At 41.9% G+C, this 17,023-nt stretch carries 15 protein-coding genes; 10 read left to right on the forward strand and 5 right to left on the reverse strand.

Translation table 11 applies throughout. The features are described 5' to 3' along the window. The first annotated feature begins 137 nt into the window (after positions 1–137). From lon to EHR06_RS18305, 3 genes are all read left to right on the forward strand, one after another. Positions 138–2,579 carry an endopeptidase La gene (gene lon / locus EHR06_RS18295; RefSeq protein ID WP_135758339.1) on the forward strand — a complete coding sequence of 814 codons (2,442 nt, stop codon included), beginning with the start codon at positions 138–140 and terminating at the stop codon, positions 2,577–2,579. A gap of 93 nt (positions 2,580–2,672) precedes the next feature. Further along, positions 2,673–3,788, forward strand: coding sequence for a DegT/DnrJ/EryC1/StrS aminotransferase family protein (locus EHR06_RS18300; protein ID WP_135758340.1), 1,116 nt, complete (start codon positions 2,673–2,675; stop codon positions 3,786–3,788). 241 nt (positions 3,789–4,029) lie between these two features. Beyond that, complete coding sequence (locus EHR06_RS18305; RefSeq protein ID WP_016543993.1) at positions 4,030–4,497, forward strand: Dps family protein; 468 nt, start codon at positions 4,030–4,032, stop codon at positions 4,495–4,497. 105 nt (positions 4,498–4,602) lie between these two features. Here EHR06_RS18305 and EHR06_RS18310 read toward each other — a convergent pair whose 3' ends face one another. Next, entirely contained in the window at positions 4,603–6,906 is a 2,304-nt protein-coding gene (locus EHR06_RS18310; protein ID WP_135758341.1) for a hypothetical protein, read from the reverse strand. A 324-nt stretch (positions 6,907–7,230) separates the two neighbouring features. Between EHR06_RS18310 and EHR06_RS18315 the strand changes: the two genes are divergently transcribed. Further along, positions 7,231–8,445: a helix-turn-helix domain-containing protein gene (locus tag EHR06_RS18315; protein WP_135758342.1), complete on the forward strand. Its 1,215-nt coding sequence runs from the start codon at positions 7,231–7,233 to the stop codon at positions 8,443–8,445. On the opposite strand, the gene EHR06_RS18320 is transcribed toward EHR06_RS18315, so the two are convergent. Both EHR06_RS18320 and EHR06_RS18325 read right to left on the reverse strand, forming a co-directional pair. Continuing rightward, on the reverse strand, positions 8,426–9,760 hold the full coding sequence (locus EHR06_RS18320; protein ID WP_135758343.1) for a peptidoglycan recognition protein family protein: 1,335 nt from the start codon (positions 9,758–9,760) through the stop codon (positions 8,426–8,428). The genes EHR06_RS18315 and EHR06_RS18320 overlap by 20 nt on opposite strands. Next, positions 9,754–10,332: a hypothetical protein gene (locus EHR06_RS18325; protein ID WP_135758344.1), complete on the reverse strand. Its 579-nt coding sequence runs from the start codon at positions 10,330–10,332 to the stop codon at positions 9,754–9,756. The genes EHR06_RS18320 and EHR06_RS18325 overlap by 7 nt, the downstream gene beginning before the upstream one ends. 76 nt (positions 10,333–10,408) lie before the next feature. On the opposite strand from EHR06_RS18325, the gene EHR06_RS19200 reads away from it, so the two are divergent. After that, positions 10,409–10,576 carry a hypothetical protein gene (locus EHR06_RS19200; RefSeq protein ID WP_020771439.1) on the forward strand — a complete coding sequence of 56 codons (168 nt, stop codon included), beginning with the start codon at positions 10,409–10,411 and terminating at the stop codon, positions 10,574–10,576. 31 nt (positions 10,577–10,607) lie between these two features. On the opposite strand, the gene EHR06_RS18330 is transcribed toward EHR06_RS19200, so the two are convergent. Then, positions 10,608–10,994 carry a GxxExxY protein gene (locus EHR06_RS18330; RefSeq protein WP_135758345.1) on the reverse strand — a complete coding sequence of 129 codons (387 nt, stop codon included), beginning with the start codon at positions 10,992–10,994 and terminating at the stop codon, positions 10,608–10,610. A 97-nt stretch (positions 10,995–11,091) separates the two neighbouring features. Beyond that, positions 11,092–11,895, reverse strand: a complete 804-nt coding sequence (locus EHR06_RS18335) for a tetratricopeptide repeat protein (protein WP_135758346.1) — start codon at positions 11,893–11,895, stop codon at positions 11,092–11,094. 47 nt (positions 11,896–11,942) lie between these two features. On the opposite strand from EHR06_RS18335, the gene ribH reads away from it, so the two are divergent. The 5 genes from ribH to EHR06_RS18360 all read left to right on the forward strand — a co-directional run bounded on the left by ribH (position 11,943) and on the right by EHR06_RS18360 (position 16,936). Beyond that, entirely contained in the window at positions 11,943–12,404 is a 462-nt protein-coding gene (gene ribH / locus EHR06_RS18340; protein ID WP_135616738.1) for a 6,7-dimethyl-8-ribityllumazine synthase, read from the forward strand. A gap of 3 nt (positions 12,405–12,407) precedes the next feature. Then, positions 12,408–12,872, forward strand: coding sequence for a transcription antitermination factor NusB (gene nusB / locus EHR06_RS18345; protein WP_135758347.1), 465 nt, complete (start codon positions 12,408–12,410; stop codon positions 12,870–12,872). Continuing rightward, positions 12,820–14,892 carry a tetratricopeptide repeat protein gene (locus tag EHR06_RS18350; RefSeq protein ID WP_167492318.1) on the forward strand — a complete coding sequence of 691 codons (2,073 nt, stop codon included), beginning with the start codon at positions 12,820–12,822 and terminating at the stop codon, positions 14,890–14,892. The genes nusB and EHR06_RS18350 overlap by 53 nt, the downstream gene beginning before the upstream one ends. A 20-nt stretch (positions 14,893–14,912) precedes the next feature. Continuing rightward, positions 14,913–16,229, forward strand: a complete 1,317-nt coding sequence (locus EHR06_RS18355) for a HEAT repeat domain-containing protein (RefSeq protein WP_208757832.1) — start codon at positions 14,913–14,915, stop codon at positions 16,227–16,229. Positions 16,230–16,297: 68 nt separating this feature from the next. Beyond that, positions 16,298–16,936 carry a hypothetical protein gene (locus EHR06_RS18360; RefSeq protein WP_135758349.1) on the forward strand — a complete coding sequence of 213 codons (639 nt, stop codon included), beginning with the start codon at positions 16,298–16,300 and terminating at the stop codon, positions 16,934–16,936. Positions 16,937–17,023: the final 87 nt, after the last annotated feature.

Consider the following 17,023-nt stretch of genomic DNA (forward strand, 5'->3'; position numbering starts at 1 on the left):
ACGCAATTCTTTAAAGATTCAAGCCCTTTTCATTGTCGAAGAAAAAGAAAGATTTGAGTACTAGGGGCGAACCCAGAAACTGGAATCAGTCCGATTATTTTTTGAATCGAAGGTGAAACGTGGATCTTTTTGATAATATGGAAGAAGTTGACGGAAGTATCATACCGGTAGACTCCATTCTTCCCCCTGAATTATTCTTGGTGCCTATCAAAACCAGACCGGTATTTCCGGGGATCATCACTCCTTTGATCGTTCCAGGGGGGAAATTCGCAAAGGCTGTGGACGAGGCCTTAAAAGGAAATTCTTTCATCGGGCTCGTTCTTCTTAGGGATGAAGAGAACGAAAAGAAAACGGAAGAGAATATTTACGATTATGGAGTAGTTGCCAAGATCCTGAAGAAGGTGAATCTTCCCGACGGTGCGGTGAATATTCTCATCAATACTGTACGCAGATTTAAGGTGGAATCTTTTTCTTCCGTGGAACCTTTATTGATCGCAAAGGTAAATTATCCGGAAGAAGAGCCGGGTGCCTCTAAAAATACGATCAAAGCTATGATGAGGACCCTGCTTATTATGACAAGGGAACTGGCTCAGAATAATCCTCTTTTTACGGAAGAGATGAAACTTACCATGCTGAATGTGAACGAGCCCGGTAAGATGGCCGACTTTGTATGCAGTATTTTGAATATAGAAAAAGAGGATTATCAATCCGTAATAGAATCGGTAAATCTAAAGGATAGGATCGAAAAAGTTTTACTCTATCTGAAAAAGGAAATCGATCTGGTTTCACTCCAAAGAGAGATCCAGGAAAATATCCAGGACAAAATCGATAAACAGCAAAGACAGTTTTTCCTCAGAGAACAATTGAAAGCCATCCAGGCGGAACTTGGTCAGAAAGAAGGTAAATACGAGAAGAAGTATGAAAAATTCTTAGAAAGACTAAAAGCCATTCCTGCGGATCCGGAAGTGATAGAAGAAGTGGAACGCGAAATGGATAAGTTCTTCTATACGGATCAGAATACTGCGGATTATAATGTGATCCGAAATTATTTGGATATTATGGAAAGTCTTCCTTGGGAAGCCGCTCCTTCTCGCGAAATCGATCTAGAAAAAGCCAGAAAAACTTTAGATAGAGATCATTATAAACTGGATGATGTAAAGGAGCGAATCTTAGAATTTTTGGCGGTGAAGAAGTTAAAGCCGACCGAGAAGGGTTCCATTCTTCTTTTGGTCGGGCCTCCCGGGGTTGGAAAAACTTCTATCGCTAAATCTATCGCAGAGGCGATGGGCAGAAAGTTTTTTAGATTTTCCGTCGGCGGGATGAGAGACGAGGCCGAGATCAAAGGGCATCGCAGGACTTATATCGGCGCAATGCCTGGTAAGATCATCACTGCATTAAGAATTACTAAAGAAAAAGATTCAGTCATTCTTTTGGATGAGATAGATAAACTTGGTCTCGGGATGCAGGGAGATCCAGCTGCTGCATTATTGGAAGTTTTAGATCCGGAGCAGAACAAAACCTTCAGAGATCATTATTTGGATCTTCCGTTCGATCTTTCCTCCGTATTCTTTATCGCTACGGCAAACACGTTAGATTCCATCAGCAGGATCCTTTTGGATCGTATGGAAGTGATCAATCTTTCGGGTTATATCACGGATGAGAAGGTCCAGATCTTCAATAAACATTTATGGAAGAAGGTGCTGGAGAAAAACGGAATAGAACCGTACGGGATCCAAATAGATAAAAAAGCAGTCGTCTCCCTGATCGATCATTATTCCAGAGAGTCAGGAGTAAGAGGTCTTGAAAAACAATCCGATAAACTTGCAAGAAAACTCGCTCTGCAGATCGTAAAAGGTGAATCTTATCCGAAACATATAGAACCTTCCGATGTGGAAAAACTTTTAGGAGTTCCAAAATATACGGATGATAGGATGACTAAACCTACGGTTCCTGGAACCGCTTTGGGACTCGCTTGGACTTCTGTAGGAGGTGCGACATTACTGATCGAAGCTGTTTTCGTAAAAGGGAAAGGCGGGATCCTTCTGACCGGAATGATTGGAAAATCTATGGAAGAATCTTCCAGCATCGCTCTCAGTTATATTAAGAATTTATTAGGCAGCGAGGAATTGTTCACCGAAAAAACGATCCATCTTCATGTTCCAGACGGAGCTACTCCAAAAGACGGACCGAGTGCAGGGATCACAATGGCAACCACCATTCTCTCCTTGGTGTTGAACAAAAGGATCAGACTTGGATTCGGTATGACCGGAGAATTGACTCTAACCGGCGAGGTTTTAGCGATCGGCGGATTAAGAGAAAAGATCGTAGCAGCAAAAAGAGTCGGAGTCCATAAGATCATCTTTCCTTCGGATAATAGACCTCAGTTAGACGAAATACCTGATTATGTGAAGAAGGGAATGGAATTCTTTCCGGTTTCTAGATTCGAAGAAGTTGCTAAAATTCTATTCGAGCCCAAAACGATAGATGGAATTTTAAAACCTAAAACAGAGCATAATGCCGCAACTAAGAAGACAAAACCTTCTCCTAAAAAGAAGTCGGTTACCCGTAAAAAGAAATAAGGCCTAGAATTTGCTTGGTGGGCGAGTTCTAAGCCGCCCCAAAATAATTTGCTTTTTAGGACACCTTTCGGACGCTGTTCGGAGGAGACCATAATGGGCGTACCTTTCATAGATATCAAAAGATTCGAGCCGGGATTACTAGAAGCTTGGGAAGATAAAGTAAAAACTCTCAGCAAGAACGCCTCCTTTATCGGAGGAGAAGAAGTCGCATTATTAGAAAAAAATCTGGCAGCAACTGCCGGAACCAAATATTCGATCGCATGCGCAAACGGAACAGACGCACTTCAATTGGCTCTAAGAGCCTTGGGAGTAGGAAAGGGAGATAAGGTATTAGTTCCTGATTCCACTTTCTGGGCAACATTCGAATCAGTAGTAAACGTAGGAGCGGATCCTGCTACAGTAGATACAAATCCGGATGATCTACAAATGGATTTCGAAGAATTTAAAAAAGCACTCGAAGAAGTAAAACCGAAGGCTGCGATCATAGTTCACCTTTATGGCTGGGGGAGTTCTAAATTAGAAGATTACCGTAAACTTTGTAAGGAAAAAGGAGTTTTCCTATTGGAAGACGGAGCTCAATCCTTCGGAGTTTTGTATAAGGGAAAACCTGTTTACCAAGACGCATTGATCACCACTACTTCCTTCTATCCTGCAAAAGTTTTGGGCGGGGCCGGAGACGGTGGAGCGGTTTTCACGAATGATGAGGAGCTTGCAAATAAAGTAAGAATGCTCGGAAATCACGGAAGAACTTCTCACTATGGTTACGGAGATGTGGGTTGGAACTCCAGAATGGACACATTGCAAGCTGCATTCTTAAATTTGAATATTCCATATTTAGATGCAAGAATTGCCTCCCGCAGAAAGGCAGCTGAAAAATATTACCAAGCTCTTCCCGGCTTAGGAGTGAACGTAATCAAACCTCCAAAAGACTTTCAAGAAAACGGATATTGTAACGTAACTCTTTTTGATCCTGCGGAAAGACCGAAAATCCAGGAAGTTTTAAAAACAAAAGGGATCGGTTTCGCGGTTATTTATCCTGGAGCAATGAGCGATCAACCTGGGGCAAAACCTTATATCGTAGGTAAATTCGGAAAAGAGCATAGAACCGGAAAGATCTGCGATTCAATATTAAATTTTCCTTTATTTCCTTACATGACTGATTCCGAACTGGAAGAAGTTTTTGCTGCGATCAAGGAATACAAAAAATAAGATTTTCTTAGTGTATGATAAGAAACCGCCTTCGGGCGGTTTTTTTATGTCTGAGTGCGATTTTCTTTAATATGCGGCTTTTGTCCCGGTTGATCTTTTCTTTTTTCTGAAAAAAATTAAGGATTCCGAATTGATTTAGATCCTGGGGAATTTAAAAAAATTCCGATAGAAATGGATTGCCAATGTCTAATCATTACATTTAGAATGATTCTAAATTAACCAAACTAAAAAGGAGATAAGTATGAAACCGAATATAGGAATCCCGGAGAAGGATAGGGAGGCTATCAACCAAGGCCTGCAAAAACTTTTAGCAGATACGTATTTTTTATATTTAAAAACCCACAACTATCATTGGAACGTTACCGGACCCTTATTTAATACATTACATTTGATGTTCATGACCCAATACACAGAACTCTGGAATGCCTTGGATCTGGTGGCGGAAAGAATTCGTTCTCTTGGTTATCCGGCACCTGGGACTTACAAAGCATTCTCTTCTTTAACTTCCTTAAAAGAAGAGGACGGAGTTCCTAAGGCGGAAGATATGCTTAAAAATCTTGTAGAAGGACATGAGGCTGTGATCCGAACTGCAAGAGCGATTTTACCTTCTGCGGATTCAGGCGGGGACGAAGTGACTACCGACCTTCTTACCCAAAGATTAGAGATCCATGAAAAGACTGCTTGGATGCTTCGGAGTATGTTGGAGTAGAATTTTAGAATATTCTGAAAAACAAATATTTCGGGGAGAATTCCCCGAAATAAGGACCCGGAGAGATCGATCCGGTATTCGATCTTTCTCCCCGGGCGTAGAGAGTTAGAGAGTGAGGATATACTCCACTAGATCATCCACCTCGGCTGCCGAGGCAGAACACCATGGGTGAGGAGCTGCAGGCATTCCGATAGGCTGGGAAGTTCCCAACTCTTGGACACCGTATTCTCTTCTCATCTTCTGGTAATCCCAATAGTACCAATCCGGATCCCAAGGAACAGTTACGAAATATTTATGTCTTTCGATGAATCTGTTTCTTTTTGTACCGGCATCATTATTAGGAGATTTGAATGCTCTGAACACGTCCGACTTTCTGTTTTGAGGAGGATAAGGTTCCGGATGATCCGGTCCGCCTAAAGCAGGAGATACAGGTGCGTGTAGAGTATAATACTGGTTATAAAGAGCGGATCCTTCCGTGCATCGAGCGGGATTGACCAGATCTTCCAGGTTACGAACGTGACCGTCGCTTAATAAACCTCTATGCTGCACCCAATACATGTCTCTTAAGAAAGTGGCACGAATGGACTGCTGCTGTTTTTGATAGATGGTAGGTGCGAAAAATCTTCCCACTTCGTTCAGTTTGAACATCTTCTCGTTGGAGTTCAAACCTACCTTATCATTATGACAAGATCCGCAATCTCTTTGGAAGGTTGCTTTTCCTCTGGCAACTGCGGCAGTTACACCGGGTTGGTTTTCCCATCCGGCTTGGACGAAAGCACCTTCTCCCGGATCTACGCCTGCTTGAGCGATCAGTTTACCTTTGGATTTCAACCAACGATACATTCCTACTTGTCTAAGAGCCTTATCGTTTTGGTCCAGCTTAGTCATATAAGCTGTAAGAGCTTGTAGTTCTTTCGCATACATTGCACCTGTAGCACCATCAGGTTCTTCCGAATGGATATAAGAACCTTCAAATCCTACGTAAGATTCAGTATGAGAAAGTGATCTTCTGATCCCCATAAAGTTGGTAACGTTAGGGATTGCGATCGGAGAGAACTCGTAATCGTTATCAGTTTCGCTGCCTTCTCCTTTAATACGGATCAGGGCGTGTTCTCCGGCTCCTTGAGGCATAACGTAGATCAGCATCGTTTTATCCACGTCTTTGGAAGAAGGATCGAAACTTGGTCCCGGTTCATTCTCCTTAATTCCTTTAAAATCTCCTAATAGAGACCATTTCATGGACCATTTAGGATTCGGAAGTCCAGGGATCACTTTTGTTACGGTGTTTCCAGGAGAAGCTTCATAAGTGATCTTGTATCCGTGACAGGACGCACAGTTGAATCCGATCCATTCTCCGTTACCAGTGTACGGATGAGATGCTTCCGCGTATCTATAACCTGCCCAACCGCTATTTTTAGTGTTTCCTTTAAACTTTTGGTCCCCGCCTAAAAGTCCCGGAATCGGAGTAGGTTGAGGATAACGATCGAAGTACACATTATCGATCGCTGCAGAAGGAACTTGTCCTGCAACTGTTTGGTAAGCACCAAAGAGTAGAAGTGGATCTGCGGTGTAACCTGTAACAGGATCTTTTGTTTGGTATGCGAAAATTTTCTTCCAGTCCAGATTTCGGATCGCATGAGCCACACCGATATTGAAGTCATAAGACCAGAAAATCTTTTCTCCAAGTGCGATGATAGAGGAGAACCCCGGGTTGTTTACGTTCACTTGTAAAGGAACGGTTCCTTTCGCATCGCTTAAGATAGAAACAACATCACATTTATGTTTGAAATCTTCGTCCGTAACTCTTCGAGTTTGGGCATCAATCACGTTATGCGGTTGTCCTGGACGAAGTAGAGAATCGTTATATCCGACCCTTTTTTGGATTTGAACGATAAGGGATCCCGAGGTTGTGTGTTCCGGAACCTTGAATTGGATCTGATTATCGGTCCAAGCAAGAACATACTTATTCCAACTATCCAAAGGTTCGTTCACTTCGAAGTTCACCTGTTTGGTGATGTCCAGTCTCTGTTCGAACATTCTCAGATCCGTTTCCAGAATTCTGGTATTACCGATCATAATTTTAGAAAAGTCGATCTCAGGTCCCGCTCCGAAACCTGTTCCTCTGAGTGTGATGGTTTGGCCGGGACTGAGATTAGGAGTCGGGTACGCCGGCCCATCCGTTACATCCTGCCATACAAGATTTCCATTTACCAACACCGATTGTAGTACCGGCTCCGGGAAAGAAGATGCGGACACTGCGCGAATTCCTTCTCGGATCGGATCAAATTTACATACTTCTTCCTGGTTCGGGAATTCCGTAAAAATTCCTACGGGGCAACCCGCAGCTAATACAGCCATCCCTAACAAGGCGTACCGCAAATAACGTTTTGCGGTACGTATTCTTTGCATTTCCATTTTTCCGCTCCCTAGTCCGGAATACAAAAACTCCGGATCAGTTCTGGCGGAGAAGAATACTCCATAACAAAAAAAGGGTCGTCCGAACCACGGAATTCGAACGTTCGAGTTTCATTATTCGAACAGTTGTGTAAAAATCGAAACTTATAAAATAAGCAGGATATAAGAGGCTGGATTATTTTCTTCCGGAGAATTAAGTAAAATGCAAGTGTTCGAAATAAAAATTTTCCACTTATTTTATTTGGTCTCCAATTGTTCTGTCGATTGTTTCGGATGAGAACACTTGACAAGGCTTGGTATTTTCTTAATATACCGCCTATGTTAAATCCCGAAGTGGTAACTCCTATATTCTACTTCGGAAGCGGCCTTTCCTTTTTATTGGTGATCCAAAAATTAATTCCACCGATAAAACGCAGAGAAGACAGGATTGGAGCCCTTCTGTTTCTTTCGTTGGGGATCATACTATTTACGGTTGCGAATGTTGTCTTGGAAATAGACAGGACTTATCCGCATGCAATCTTCTTATTACTCACTTCTTTTTCGGCTATCGGACCCTTATCTTTACTATATACACATTCTTTGATATACCCGAACCAGACTTTGTATAGGGACATTCGACTTCACTTTCTTGTGCCCGGTCTTTTTTTATTAGGTGAGTTACTTTTTTTCGGAAGGCCTTGGGATTCTATCATCTCCGATCTGGGTGACTTTAGAAATATTAGATATAAACATTATCTTTCCTGGGGATTTTTTATAACAACTGCGCTTACTACCGCTTACTTCGGATTTAGATATAGAATGTTAATAACTGTGATCTCTATCCCTGAGTTAAAATCCCAGATAAGATTCATTTTTATTCTGGCGACCATCACAGTATTTGCAATGTATTCCTTGGTTTTCGGATTCATGTTCGGTCTGGATATTTTGTTCAGAGTGGGCGGGCTTCTTGTGACTGGGATTGTCACACTTCTATTCTTGGCTCCTTCTAGATATCCGGACTTTTTTGCTCCTTTGACAAGAGAAGTAAGAAAGAAGAAGTATGAAAAATCTCTGCTGATCGGTTTGGACCTGAATCTATTAGAACTTAGGATCCAAGAATTAATGAGAGAAGATAAATTGTATCGGGATCCTGAGCTTACACTTCATTCTTTATCGGAAGACTTGGGGATCAAACCATATCAGTTGACCGAATTTTTAAACGAACATCTGCAAACCGGATTTCATAATTATATCAACGGTTTTAGGATAGAAGAAGCAGTCAAACTTCTGGAAGAAAAACTGGACCAAGACATTCTTTCCATCTGCTATTTTGTAGGATTTAATTCCAAATCCTCTTTTAATGATGCGTTCCGTAAGGTAACAGGTAAAACTCCTACACAACTTCGTCAGAAGAAGTCGGAGCCTGAAAAACAAAAATTACATACAACTCGCACAGGTATGCCCCTAGGAAAAGGACTGGGCGGTATGGTGGAACTTGGCGATTCAGATCGAATTTCCGTAAAAAATCGCCCGATCAAGGCTGAAAATCGGTAAATAGAAGGATCCATTCTTCTCCATTTCTATCGTACCAATCTTTTTCCGAATAATAAGTCCCACCTAGGGTCTCTATTACTTTTTTCATATACGGTTCGCCTGGATCAAAGTCCTGTGCATCTAAAAAGATAGAACCACCCCATTTTTTCTTTGCCTGAGTATGGGAGAATACACCTTTCAGAGATTCTATCCTTTGGTTATTCAAAGGGATATTGTATTTTTGGCAAAGCTCGTACACAAGTTTTGAGACTGCAGCAGTCTGTGCCGGGTTTGCAAGTAACATCTCGGTGTCCTTGCCAACGATCTCTATTTGGAAACAATTTCGGTTTGTGCCTGTGGCGGCCGCGGCCATATGAAGCGGAGAATCCAGTAATTGGTAGATCTTTCCGTCCTTATCCGCAAGGAATGTGGCAGCTAAATTCCTTTTTTCTAATACTCTTAGAGTTCCATCATAATCATTGATCGCAGTGAAATGTAAGACTACACAATCAGCGGTGATTGCGCCTCTATAATTGTATTTTAGTCTTTTTTCTTCCGGAAGAAGTCCGTCTGCGGTTTTTTCGATACTTTCTAATTCTGCCTTAGGAGTAGGAGTTACGGATCTGCCCTTATCATAACTCGGTTCTTTGACTTCTCCATTTTGTCCTACAAAAGGTTTTTCTTTACGTAGGACCCATTCTCCATATCTATCCTTCCATTCCATTTCGGAGAAATAGGAGCCTTTTAATTCTTCCAGAAGTGCTTTTAACACATTCTCATTTCCGCAATCGCTTCCGTTTAAGAAGCCGCCGAATTTCTTTTTGGCCTGACTATGTGTAAATATTCCGGAACGGCCGCCCACGTCGAAATTTGTGATCGGGATTCCGAATTCCTGAGAGGTCTTTGCGATTGCGTATAGTAAAGATTTTTTCTGCGCTGGACGTTTGAGTATATCTTCCTTATCTCCTTCCCAGGAAATATGGATCATACTTGTATCCGTTTTTGGCGCTGCCTTGATGTTAGATATTCCGGGATCTTCTATCCCGTAAATTTTTCCTTTTTTATCTACGATATAATGTACTAACCATCCGGAATTTGCACTTTTTGTAATATATTCTTCGCTGGAAAGTCCCTTGGTATGATGGAGCAGTATTCCGCTTACCTTCGTTTTTTTTCGAAGAGTGGAGAGAGAAGAAATACTTTTGTCCTTAGGCAATAACTGAGAGATCGGATGAATGGGAGAAGCAAACTCTGCGATTGAAAAGTTCGTCTCCGGAAGGGAAGAGCAACTAGATATAATACAGACAGTGAGTAATAGAAGGGCAGTTCTCAACATCCTTTCTCCGTTAGTTTTTCTTTTAATAGAGAAAGGTCCGATCTGACTCTTTCTAAAATGGATTTCGCTTTGGTATGTTTATTTAGAAGATCTTTATATTCTAAGACAGCGTGATTTTTTCGTTCTACAAAGTCCGGTTCTAAAGGAAGTGTTTCCAGATCTCTGAGGGAAGCTTCCGCATCCGTTCTGATCTTGGTCCAGTTTGCGGTATAAGAAGAATAGATCTCTTTAGGAAGTTTGTCCCTGGAAACCTTGATACGTTCTTCCATTTGAGGAAGGTCTATCTTTAGGAATTCGCTTAATGCTTGGGAGTCTTGGACCAGTTCTTCTAAAATCCCGCTTAAATGTTTTTCGATAGCTTGCCTTTGGGTATGTATCGCCTTTTTGGCTCTTCTAAAAATCCTAAGCATTGCTAAGGCGGAAAGTATCAGGACCGACAAAAAGACCCAAAAAGAAAACTTGGAAATGACCCAACGAAATCCGGGAGAATCGAACCATTCCTGAAAATAAAAGGCTGAGCCGCCCAGGGCCAATAAGATTAAAAATACTACGAGAGCAAGAAATCGCCTCATCTCTTTCTCATTTAGGAAAAGGTTTTCTTTCTGTCAAGGTCAAGACGGACCTTCTCGAAGCCGAAACTAAATAGTGATGGATGCCTCTGCGAATCGTTTCCCTTCTTCTTCCCGCAAATCCGACCCGCCTAAAGTCGTGAACCTTGGATTTTATCGGATCAAAAAAACTCTAAGGGAAGAAGGTTTCGAAGTAGTGGAAAAAGCAGACGGCAAGATCACTCTCGTGTTGCGAGTTAAGGATTGAGGCGCAGAGATCGCGGAGAACACAGAGGGGATTAGTATCCATTCACTAATCGAGTAATTCCGCTTTTTAGCAATTGTTCATTAAAATTAATAAGTAGTCCGCATTGTAATTTCATCAGACGTAAGTAGGTAAGCGTTTGTTTTGAATGGATAGGAAGTAATTTTTCTACTGACTTTATTTCTACTATCACCTGGTTTTCTACAAGCAAATCTACTCGAAAGGCATTCTTTAAGATAATATCTCCGTATTGAATGGTGATTCTTTTCTGCCGATCAACTTGCAAATTTTGTTTTTGCAGTTCTTTTTCTAAGATGAATTCGTAAACAGATTCGAATAGTCCCGGACCTAGATCTTTGTGTATTTTTAAGGCGGAGCCTATGATTATCTCTGTGATTTCGTCGATCTTCAGTTCTTTCATACCGGATTCTCCCGTAAACCGACGGGTCTCCGCGCATTCCTTCTGATCGTACTTTCTTAAAAAACTCCGTGACCTCTGTGGTCTCTGTGCGCAAAAATTAAGAGCCGGATTCCTCTAACGTAGGAAGTTCATCCGAAAATTCTTTTGGTTCCGGTTTTTTAGGGATGAGAGTTTCTCCGCAGCTTTTTTTGAGCAGAGAATCTATTTTAGATTTTTCGGCAGAGTGGGGAAGTATTCTAAGATAGATCCTGTAGTTGCGGACTGCTCCAGGACAATATCCGGTTTTTAAATATAAACTTCCGAGTAATCTTCTGGCACCCGGGTGAGCAGGTTCATGTTCAATGATCTTTGTAGCGAGCCTCATTGATTTATCAGGATTTGTTTTTGCATTCTTCTTGGATTCGTCCCAGGTTTTGACCAACTCTTCTTCATATAAATAATAGAGTTGGTTGTTTCCCATCTCCAATACTCTGAACACGATCGCGTCTTGGGCCCCGCTCTTGCATACTCCGAACCAGATATCTTCTCCGCTATCCGTCATTTTGTTTCCGCGGACTTTGATTAGATCACTTCCGTCCAAACATCCGGCCATCTCGTATATGTCTCTCATGGCTGCGGGTGAAACTGCGAGTAATACTCTGAGTTGGTTTCCGTAAGAAGCGATATCATCTTCCGGCATTGCGTCTTCCGGGTTGATTACATTGGGAGAATCATTGAATATTCGAAGCTTGATAGAGGATTCTAGGACCCAATCGGGTAGATCCAAACTTTTTATAAATGCGTCTTTTGGTTTCCAGAAAGATCGGATGGTCTCGCAGGAAGAAAGGGTGAAAACCTGGACTCCTACTAGGATCAGGAATATGCAGAATTTGGATTTGGAAGCTTCTTTTCCGGTTGCCACTCAGGGTAACTTGTGTTTTCTCGATATAAGAAGCAACCAGGAAACAGATGCCTCAAGAATTGAAAGCCAAGCTGGACGGAAAGGGACAAAAACATTGTATTGTTGTCTCCCGTTTTAACGAATTCATAGTCGAAAGCCTTTTGAAAGGTTCACTTGACGGACTCCACATGACAGGAGTCGAAGATAAAGATATCACTGTGGTACGAATCCCGGGGGCATACGAACTTCCGATCGTTGTATCCAAAGCCGCTCAAAGTAAAAAATACGATTCCATCATTTGTTTGGGTGCCGTGATCCGAGGAGCTACGGCTCATTTTGATTTTGTAGCCGGAGAATCTGCAAAAGTAGGTTCTATCGGAGTGCAACATTCAGTGCCTGTGATTTTCGGAGTTTTGACCACAGATACGATTGAGCAGGCAATCGAAAGAGCCGGTACCAAGGCAGGTAATAAAGGCTACGAAGCTGCTTTGACTGCGGTGGAAATGACAAATCTGCTCAAGCTTCTCTAATCTATGTCTTCTTCCAGAAGGAAGTCTCGCGAAATCGCATTAATGGCATTGTACCAGTTGGAACTGGTGAATTCCGCATTGTCGGAGGTCCTAAGTTTTCGTTGGTACGACAAAAAGATAGAAACGGAAGAAAGGGATTTTGCCGTTTCTATCATAAATGGTGTTGTGAAAAACGCGGAAACAATCGATACTCTCATCAAGAAATACTCGAGGAATTGGGATTTTGCTAGAATTTCCCCGGTGAACAAATGTATCCTACGTTTGTCCATTTATGGGATATTGCATTCCAAGGAAATTCCGCCCAGGGTCACCATCGACGAAGCAGTCGAGTTGACTAAGGAATTTGAAAGCGAGAATTCGGTCCCTTTTATTAACGGGATCCTGGATTCCATCCTTCAGTACGAGACGAACCGACATGGAAAACCCGATCCGCAAGAACCGAATCTTCCTGGAGACGGAAGAACCTAAACCTTCTTATTATTACGGAGACGAACCGGAAGAGTTTCGTCCCAGACGTCATTATAATCCGACTGCATTTGCTTGGGGAGCCTTAGCTGCTTCTCTTCTTCTTTTGATCGGTCTTGCGATTTGGTATTCTTTTTTCAGAGAAGGCAAGGCAGGTTTTGGTGCGAATGGAGTTGCAGACGGCAAGTCACCGTTGATGCCGAAGGGAAGTCTTGCCCAAGAATTACAAAGACCTTATCTTCCTGATGGTACGAACAATCCGCTTCTGACCAAGTGTGTTACTTTATATAAGCAGAATTATCGAAAGCAATCATTCGATTATTGTACTGAGTTTTTGACCGGTCCGGCGACTAACCAGGAGAAGTCCTTGGCCTTGACCGTACTCGGAGTGATCTACGATGAGGATGGAAGATTTCCTCAGGCGATAGATTCGTTGCAGAAGGCGATCACTCTGGATGGAAATAATGTATACGCATATTATAATTTAACTTTAGCGTATGCTCATAGCGGCCAAAATTCCGCGGCGAGAAGTACTGCTCTGAAAGCGAGAGAGATCGCGCCTAACGATCCGCGTATCGCTCTAATGGCGGGAAATCTTTTCAACGAGATCAATGATCCGGATGCTGCTATAGACGCGTATAAGCAGGGACTTTCCTCTTCTCCAGACGATCCTTATCTGACTTATAACCTTGCATTAAGTTATTTTAAAAAAGGAGAGATCCCGCAGGCAGAAGAACATTTTAAACTTGTGGTGATGAGGGCGAGAGGCGGGAAACTCGCTGCACTTTCCAATTCTTATTTGGGAAATATTTCCTATAATAGGGGAGACTATGTTTCCGCAGAACATTATTTTAGAGAGGCTGCGACTTTAACTCCTAACGATGCAAAGGCGTTGTATAATCTTTCGATCGTTTTGAAGAAGAACGGTAAATTGGAAGAATCGGTAAAATATCTGGAACTTGCCAACCAAGCCGGTTCCAACGATCCGGAATTATTTAGATCCATTGCAGAAGGTTTCGAGCAGTTGAATCAAGGAGAGCAATCTATCAATGCACTCCAAAAAGGTCTGAAATATAATCCGAACAATTTGGATCTATTATTCCAACTTGCGGAAACATATTATAATAAAGGGGACCTTCTCGCCGCAGAAGAAACTTACAGAAGGATCGTGGACTCCACACCTGGTGATAGTTTTACGGAAACCGCTTTATTAAATTTGGGCGTTGTCCTGGACCAAATGGAAAGATATGGAGAAGCGATTACATATCTGAATCGTGTCCTGGATCTGAATCCTAAAAATGCAAAAGCATATTATAATCTAGGTCTTGTATATAAACATACAGGCAACGGCACACAAGCGATCGAGAATTTCCGCAAAGCATCTTATTTGGATCCGGATGATATCAAACCTAAGGAAGCCTTGGGCGATTATTATCTGGAAAACAAATTTTATAGGGAAGCGATAGAAGAATATTCCGCGCTCTTTAAACAAAAAGAAGATTACTACAAAGTAGCTTTGAAACTTGCAGAAGCATATATGGGCACAGGAGAATCTTCCAGCGCGGAAAAGATCCTTTTGCAAGTATTGAACAGATCCAGAAATTCAAATGAGATCAAACAGGCTCACAAGAAGCTCGCACTTCTATATAATAAATCCAAAGATCCTGATATGAAAAACAGAGCTAAGGACGAAGCATATCGTTCCGCTCATATGGATCCGGAAGATTATGAAGGACGTTTGGTTCTTTCTAAAATCCTATTGGATTCTAATTCCGTTTTGGATCGCGAAAAAGCGATCGAAGAATTGACTGCGATCGTAAGATCGGAAATAAAACCTAAGACTGCGTCCACTGCTTATAATTATCTGGGGGTCGCATTTTACAAGAACGGAGAATATAAAAAGGCGGTTCGTTCTTTCCAAAATGCAATAGACTTAGATCCGTCTAATACGGAAGCTTACGATAATAAGCGTGCCGCGACGGCCGCATTGGAGGATTCCTCCAAGAGGGACGGTCTTTTCTGAAAAGAATTCCATTCTTTTGTCTGGTTCTATTCTTCTCTTTTATATTCGGCGGAAGTGTTTTCGCCGAAGAACAAAAGGATCCATTTAAGGAATCCGTTCTTTCTAAAGGAAGATCACAGGCCAGAGCAATTTCCGAGATCAAATCCAAAAATCGTTTGGATTTGGTAAAAGAACTTCCCAAAATTATTTCAGAGCCGGATGCGAGAGAAGATAGTATCTTCGCTTCTTTGGCGCTTTTTTCAGAATTAGAAGATTTGGATTCACTTGCTCCATATTGGGCAAACGAACTAGATACTATTTTTAAAACCACTCGAAACACGGAGATCCAAACTAGGATCTTAGAACTTGCAGATCGAAAAAAGGAAAAAAGACTTATCTATGCAGTGATTGCAGGGCTCACTCATACTGATTTTGAAGTGAGACAATCTTCTTATAGATATGTGCAAGGGATCAAAGACGATAGGGCAATGCCTCATGTTTTGGATCTTGCGGTTTCCACAAATCCGGTCTATAGAGAATATTTTTTGGAATCCGCCATCTGGATCAAAGACGAAAGAGTCCAGAATCTAATAGGTAAATTCGCTACGGACGATATTCCTGCACTTCGCAGAAGGTTTTTTACAGTATTAAATAAAACGAATACACCTGATAATCGCGGAAATATCCCTCGTATGGCTGCCTCCGATCCGGATGAAGATGTTCGTCTTCACGGTTTGGAGATACTGAAGAATCGAAAGAGTCGGCAGTATATTTCTCTTTTTTATAAAGGGATCACTGAGCCGAATCCGGATCTAAGGAAGATCTGCACCGAGGCATTATTCTATCTGAATGATAAACAAGGAGCCAAATCGGTTTCGGAACAATTGGTGAAAGAAACTGTGCCGGGGCTCAAGGCAAGATTGATCGATCTACTTTTGGATCTTGGCGCTCATGGAGGCGGGCAGGGACTACTTACTGTCTTGGATGCGGATAAGGATCCTGGTCTTCGCTCTCGCGCTGCAGAAGTGATGGGTAAACTTGGATTCAATCCCGGAACCAGTGAACTCAAACGTATTTTCGAAAAAGAAAAAGTAAATGAGGTCAAACTTTCTCTTTTAAAGGCTTTAGGAGAATTGAAGGATAAAACTTCTGTTCCGGCTCTCATCTCATTTGCTTCAAATAATAAAAAAGAATATCTTCCTCTTCGATTACAGGCAATCGATACCGTTCGGATCATTGGAGATCCTGAATGTTTGCCTGCATTATTCGATGCTTATGTGATCGAAAAAACTCCAGAAGTGAAATCCGAAATGGAAAAAGCAACTCGAGAGATCATTTCTATTAAGGTCTCTAAGTAAGAGTCACGGAGTAAAGTGAGACACAGGGGATTCTCACGCAGAGACGGAGAGTCGCAGAGGATTTAAGAATGCGGATTATTCTTCTATTTATAATATTGTTTGCCGTTTCTTGTAAAACAACCTTAGAGCGTAAATATTTGCCTGAGAGTTCTTGGGATAAAAAAGAAGGAAGAGCGGAACTCTCCGATAGAGAAAGAACCGCTTATGATGTCCGAGCCTGGGAAGTTAGAGGAGAGATCTTAAAAAAAATATTAGAAGATCCTAATAATAATACGACTATATCTAAATCCAAAGAGAGCCTTTTGGAACCTGATCTGGGTTGGGATCCGAAAGGTAAACGTGTGTTCTTGGTGGATATTCGTCCTAATACGATATACCGTCCTGTGGATACTTTAGGGGAGATCGGTATTCGGTTAGGTGAATGTGAAGGAAAGGATAAGATAGAATTTCCGTATACCTACTATTTTTTCCCCGTGGAGAATGGAGGAGGAAGAGACGGTAAAAACCAGATCACAAAACATAAATTCGAAAACTCTAAACCTTCTTCTTCTCCTACAAAACTAAAACATAAAAATTCATATGAAGAAGAAACCAAAAAGGTTTTGGCTGCGTTCCCGGAATCCTGTTTTCAAAAAGGTCCGAATCCATTTGAAGTTCAGATTTTGGGATATGAACTTTATACTTTTAGGTTCTTATTCGAGTATTGAGTCGTGTGTTGGAACTCCAACGTAGGCTAAAGAGCGCCCCCGCCCTGCATTGGGTTTTGGGGGGAGTGGCTCGTGGGAGAGCTCCTT

It is taken from the genome of Leptospira dzoumogneensis (assembly GCF_004770895.1).
Taxonomy (GTDB): domain Bacteria; phylum Spirochaetota; class Leptospiria; order Leptospirales; family Leptospiraceae; genus Leptospira_B; species Leptospira_B dzoumogneensis.

Excerpts from the sequence above, each read along its gene's own strand:
- lon (WP_135758339.1), top strand. The coding sequence starts at position 138 with ATGGAAGAAGTTGACGGAAGTATCATACCGGTAGACTCCATTCTTCCC.
- EHR06_RS18300 (WP_135758340.1), top strand. The coding sequence starts at position 2,673 with ATGGGCGTACCTTTCATAGATATCAAAAGATTCGAGCCGGGATTACTA.
- EHR06_RS18305 (WP_016543993.1), top strand. The coding sequence starts at position 4,030 with ATGAAACCGAATATAGGAATCCCGGAGAAGGATAGGGAGGCTATCAAC.
- EHR06_RS18310 (WP_135758341.1), bottom strand. The coding sequence starts at position 6,906 with ATGCAAAGAATACGTACCGCAAAACGTTATTTGCGGTACGCCTTGTTA.
- EHR06_RS18315 (WP_135758342.1), top strand. The coding sequence starts at position 7,231 with ATGTTAAATCCCGAAGTGGTAACTCCTATATTCTACTTCGGAAGCGGC.
- EHR06_RS18320 (WP_135758343.1), bottom strand. The coding sequence starts at position 9,760 with ATGTTGAGAACTGCCCTTCTATTACTCACTGTCTGTATTATATCTAGT.
- EHR06_RS18325 (WP_135758344.1), bottom strand. The coding sequence starts at position 10,332 with ATGAGGCGATTTCTTGCTCTCGTAGTATTTTTAATCTTATTGGCCCTG.
- EHR06_RS19200 (WP_020771439.1), top strand. The coding sequence starts at position 10,409 with ATGGATGCCTCTGCGAATCGTTTCCCTTCTTCTTCCCGCAAATCCGAC.
- EHR06_RS18330 (WP_135758345.1), bottom strand. The coding sequence starts at position 10,994 with ATGAAAGAACTGAAGATCGACGAAATCACAGAGATAATCATAGGCTCC.
- ribH (WP_135616738.1), top strand. The coding sequence starts at position 11,943 with ATGCCTCAAGAATTGAAAGCCAAGCTGGACGGAAAGGGACAAAAACAT.
- nusB (WP_135758347.1), top strand. The coding sequence starts at position 12,408 with ATGTCTTCTTCCAGAAGGAAGTCTCGCGAAATCGCATTAATGGCATTG.
- EHR06_RS18350 (WP_167492318.1), top strand. The coding sequence starts at position 12,820 with ATGGAAAACCCGATCCGCAAGAACCGAATCTTCCTGGAGACGGAAGAA.
- EHR06_RS18360 (WP_135758349.1), top strand. The coding sequence starts at position 16,298 with ATGCGGATTATTCTTCTATTTATAATATTGTTTGCCGTTTCTTGTAAA.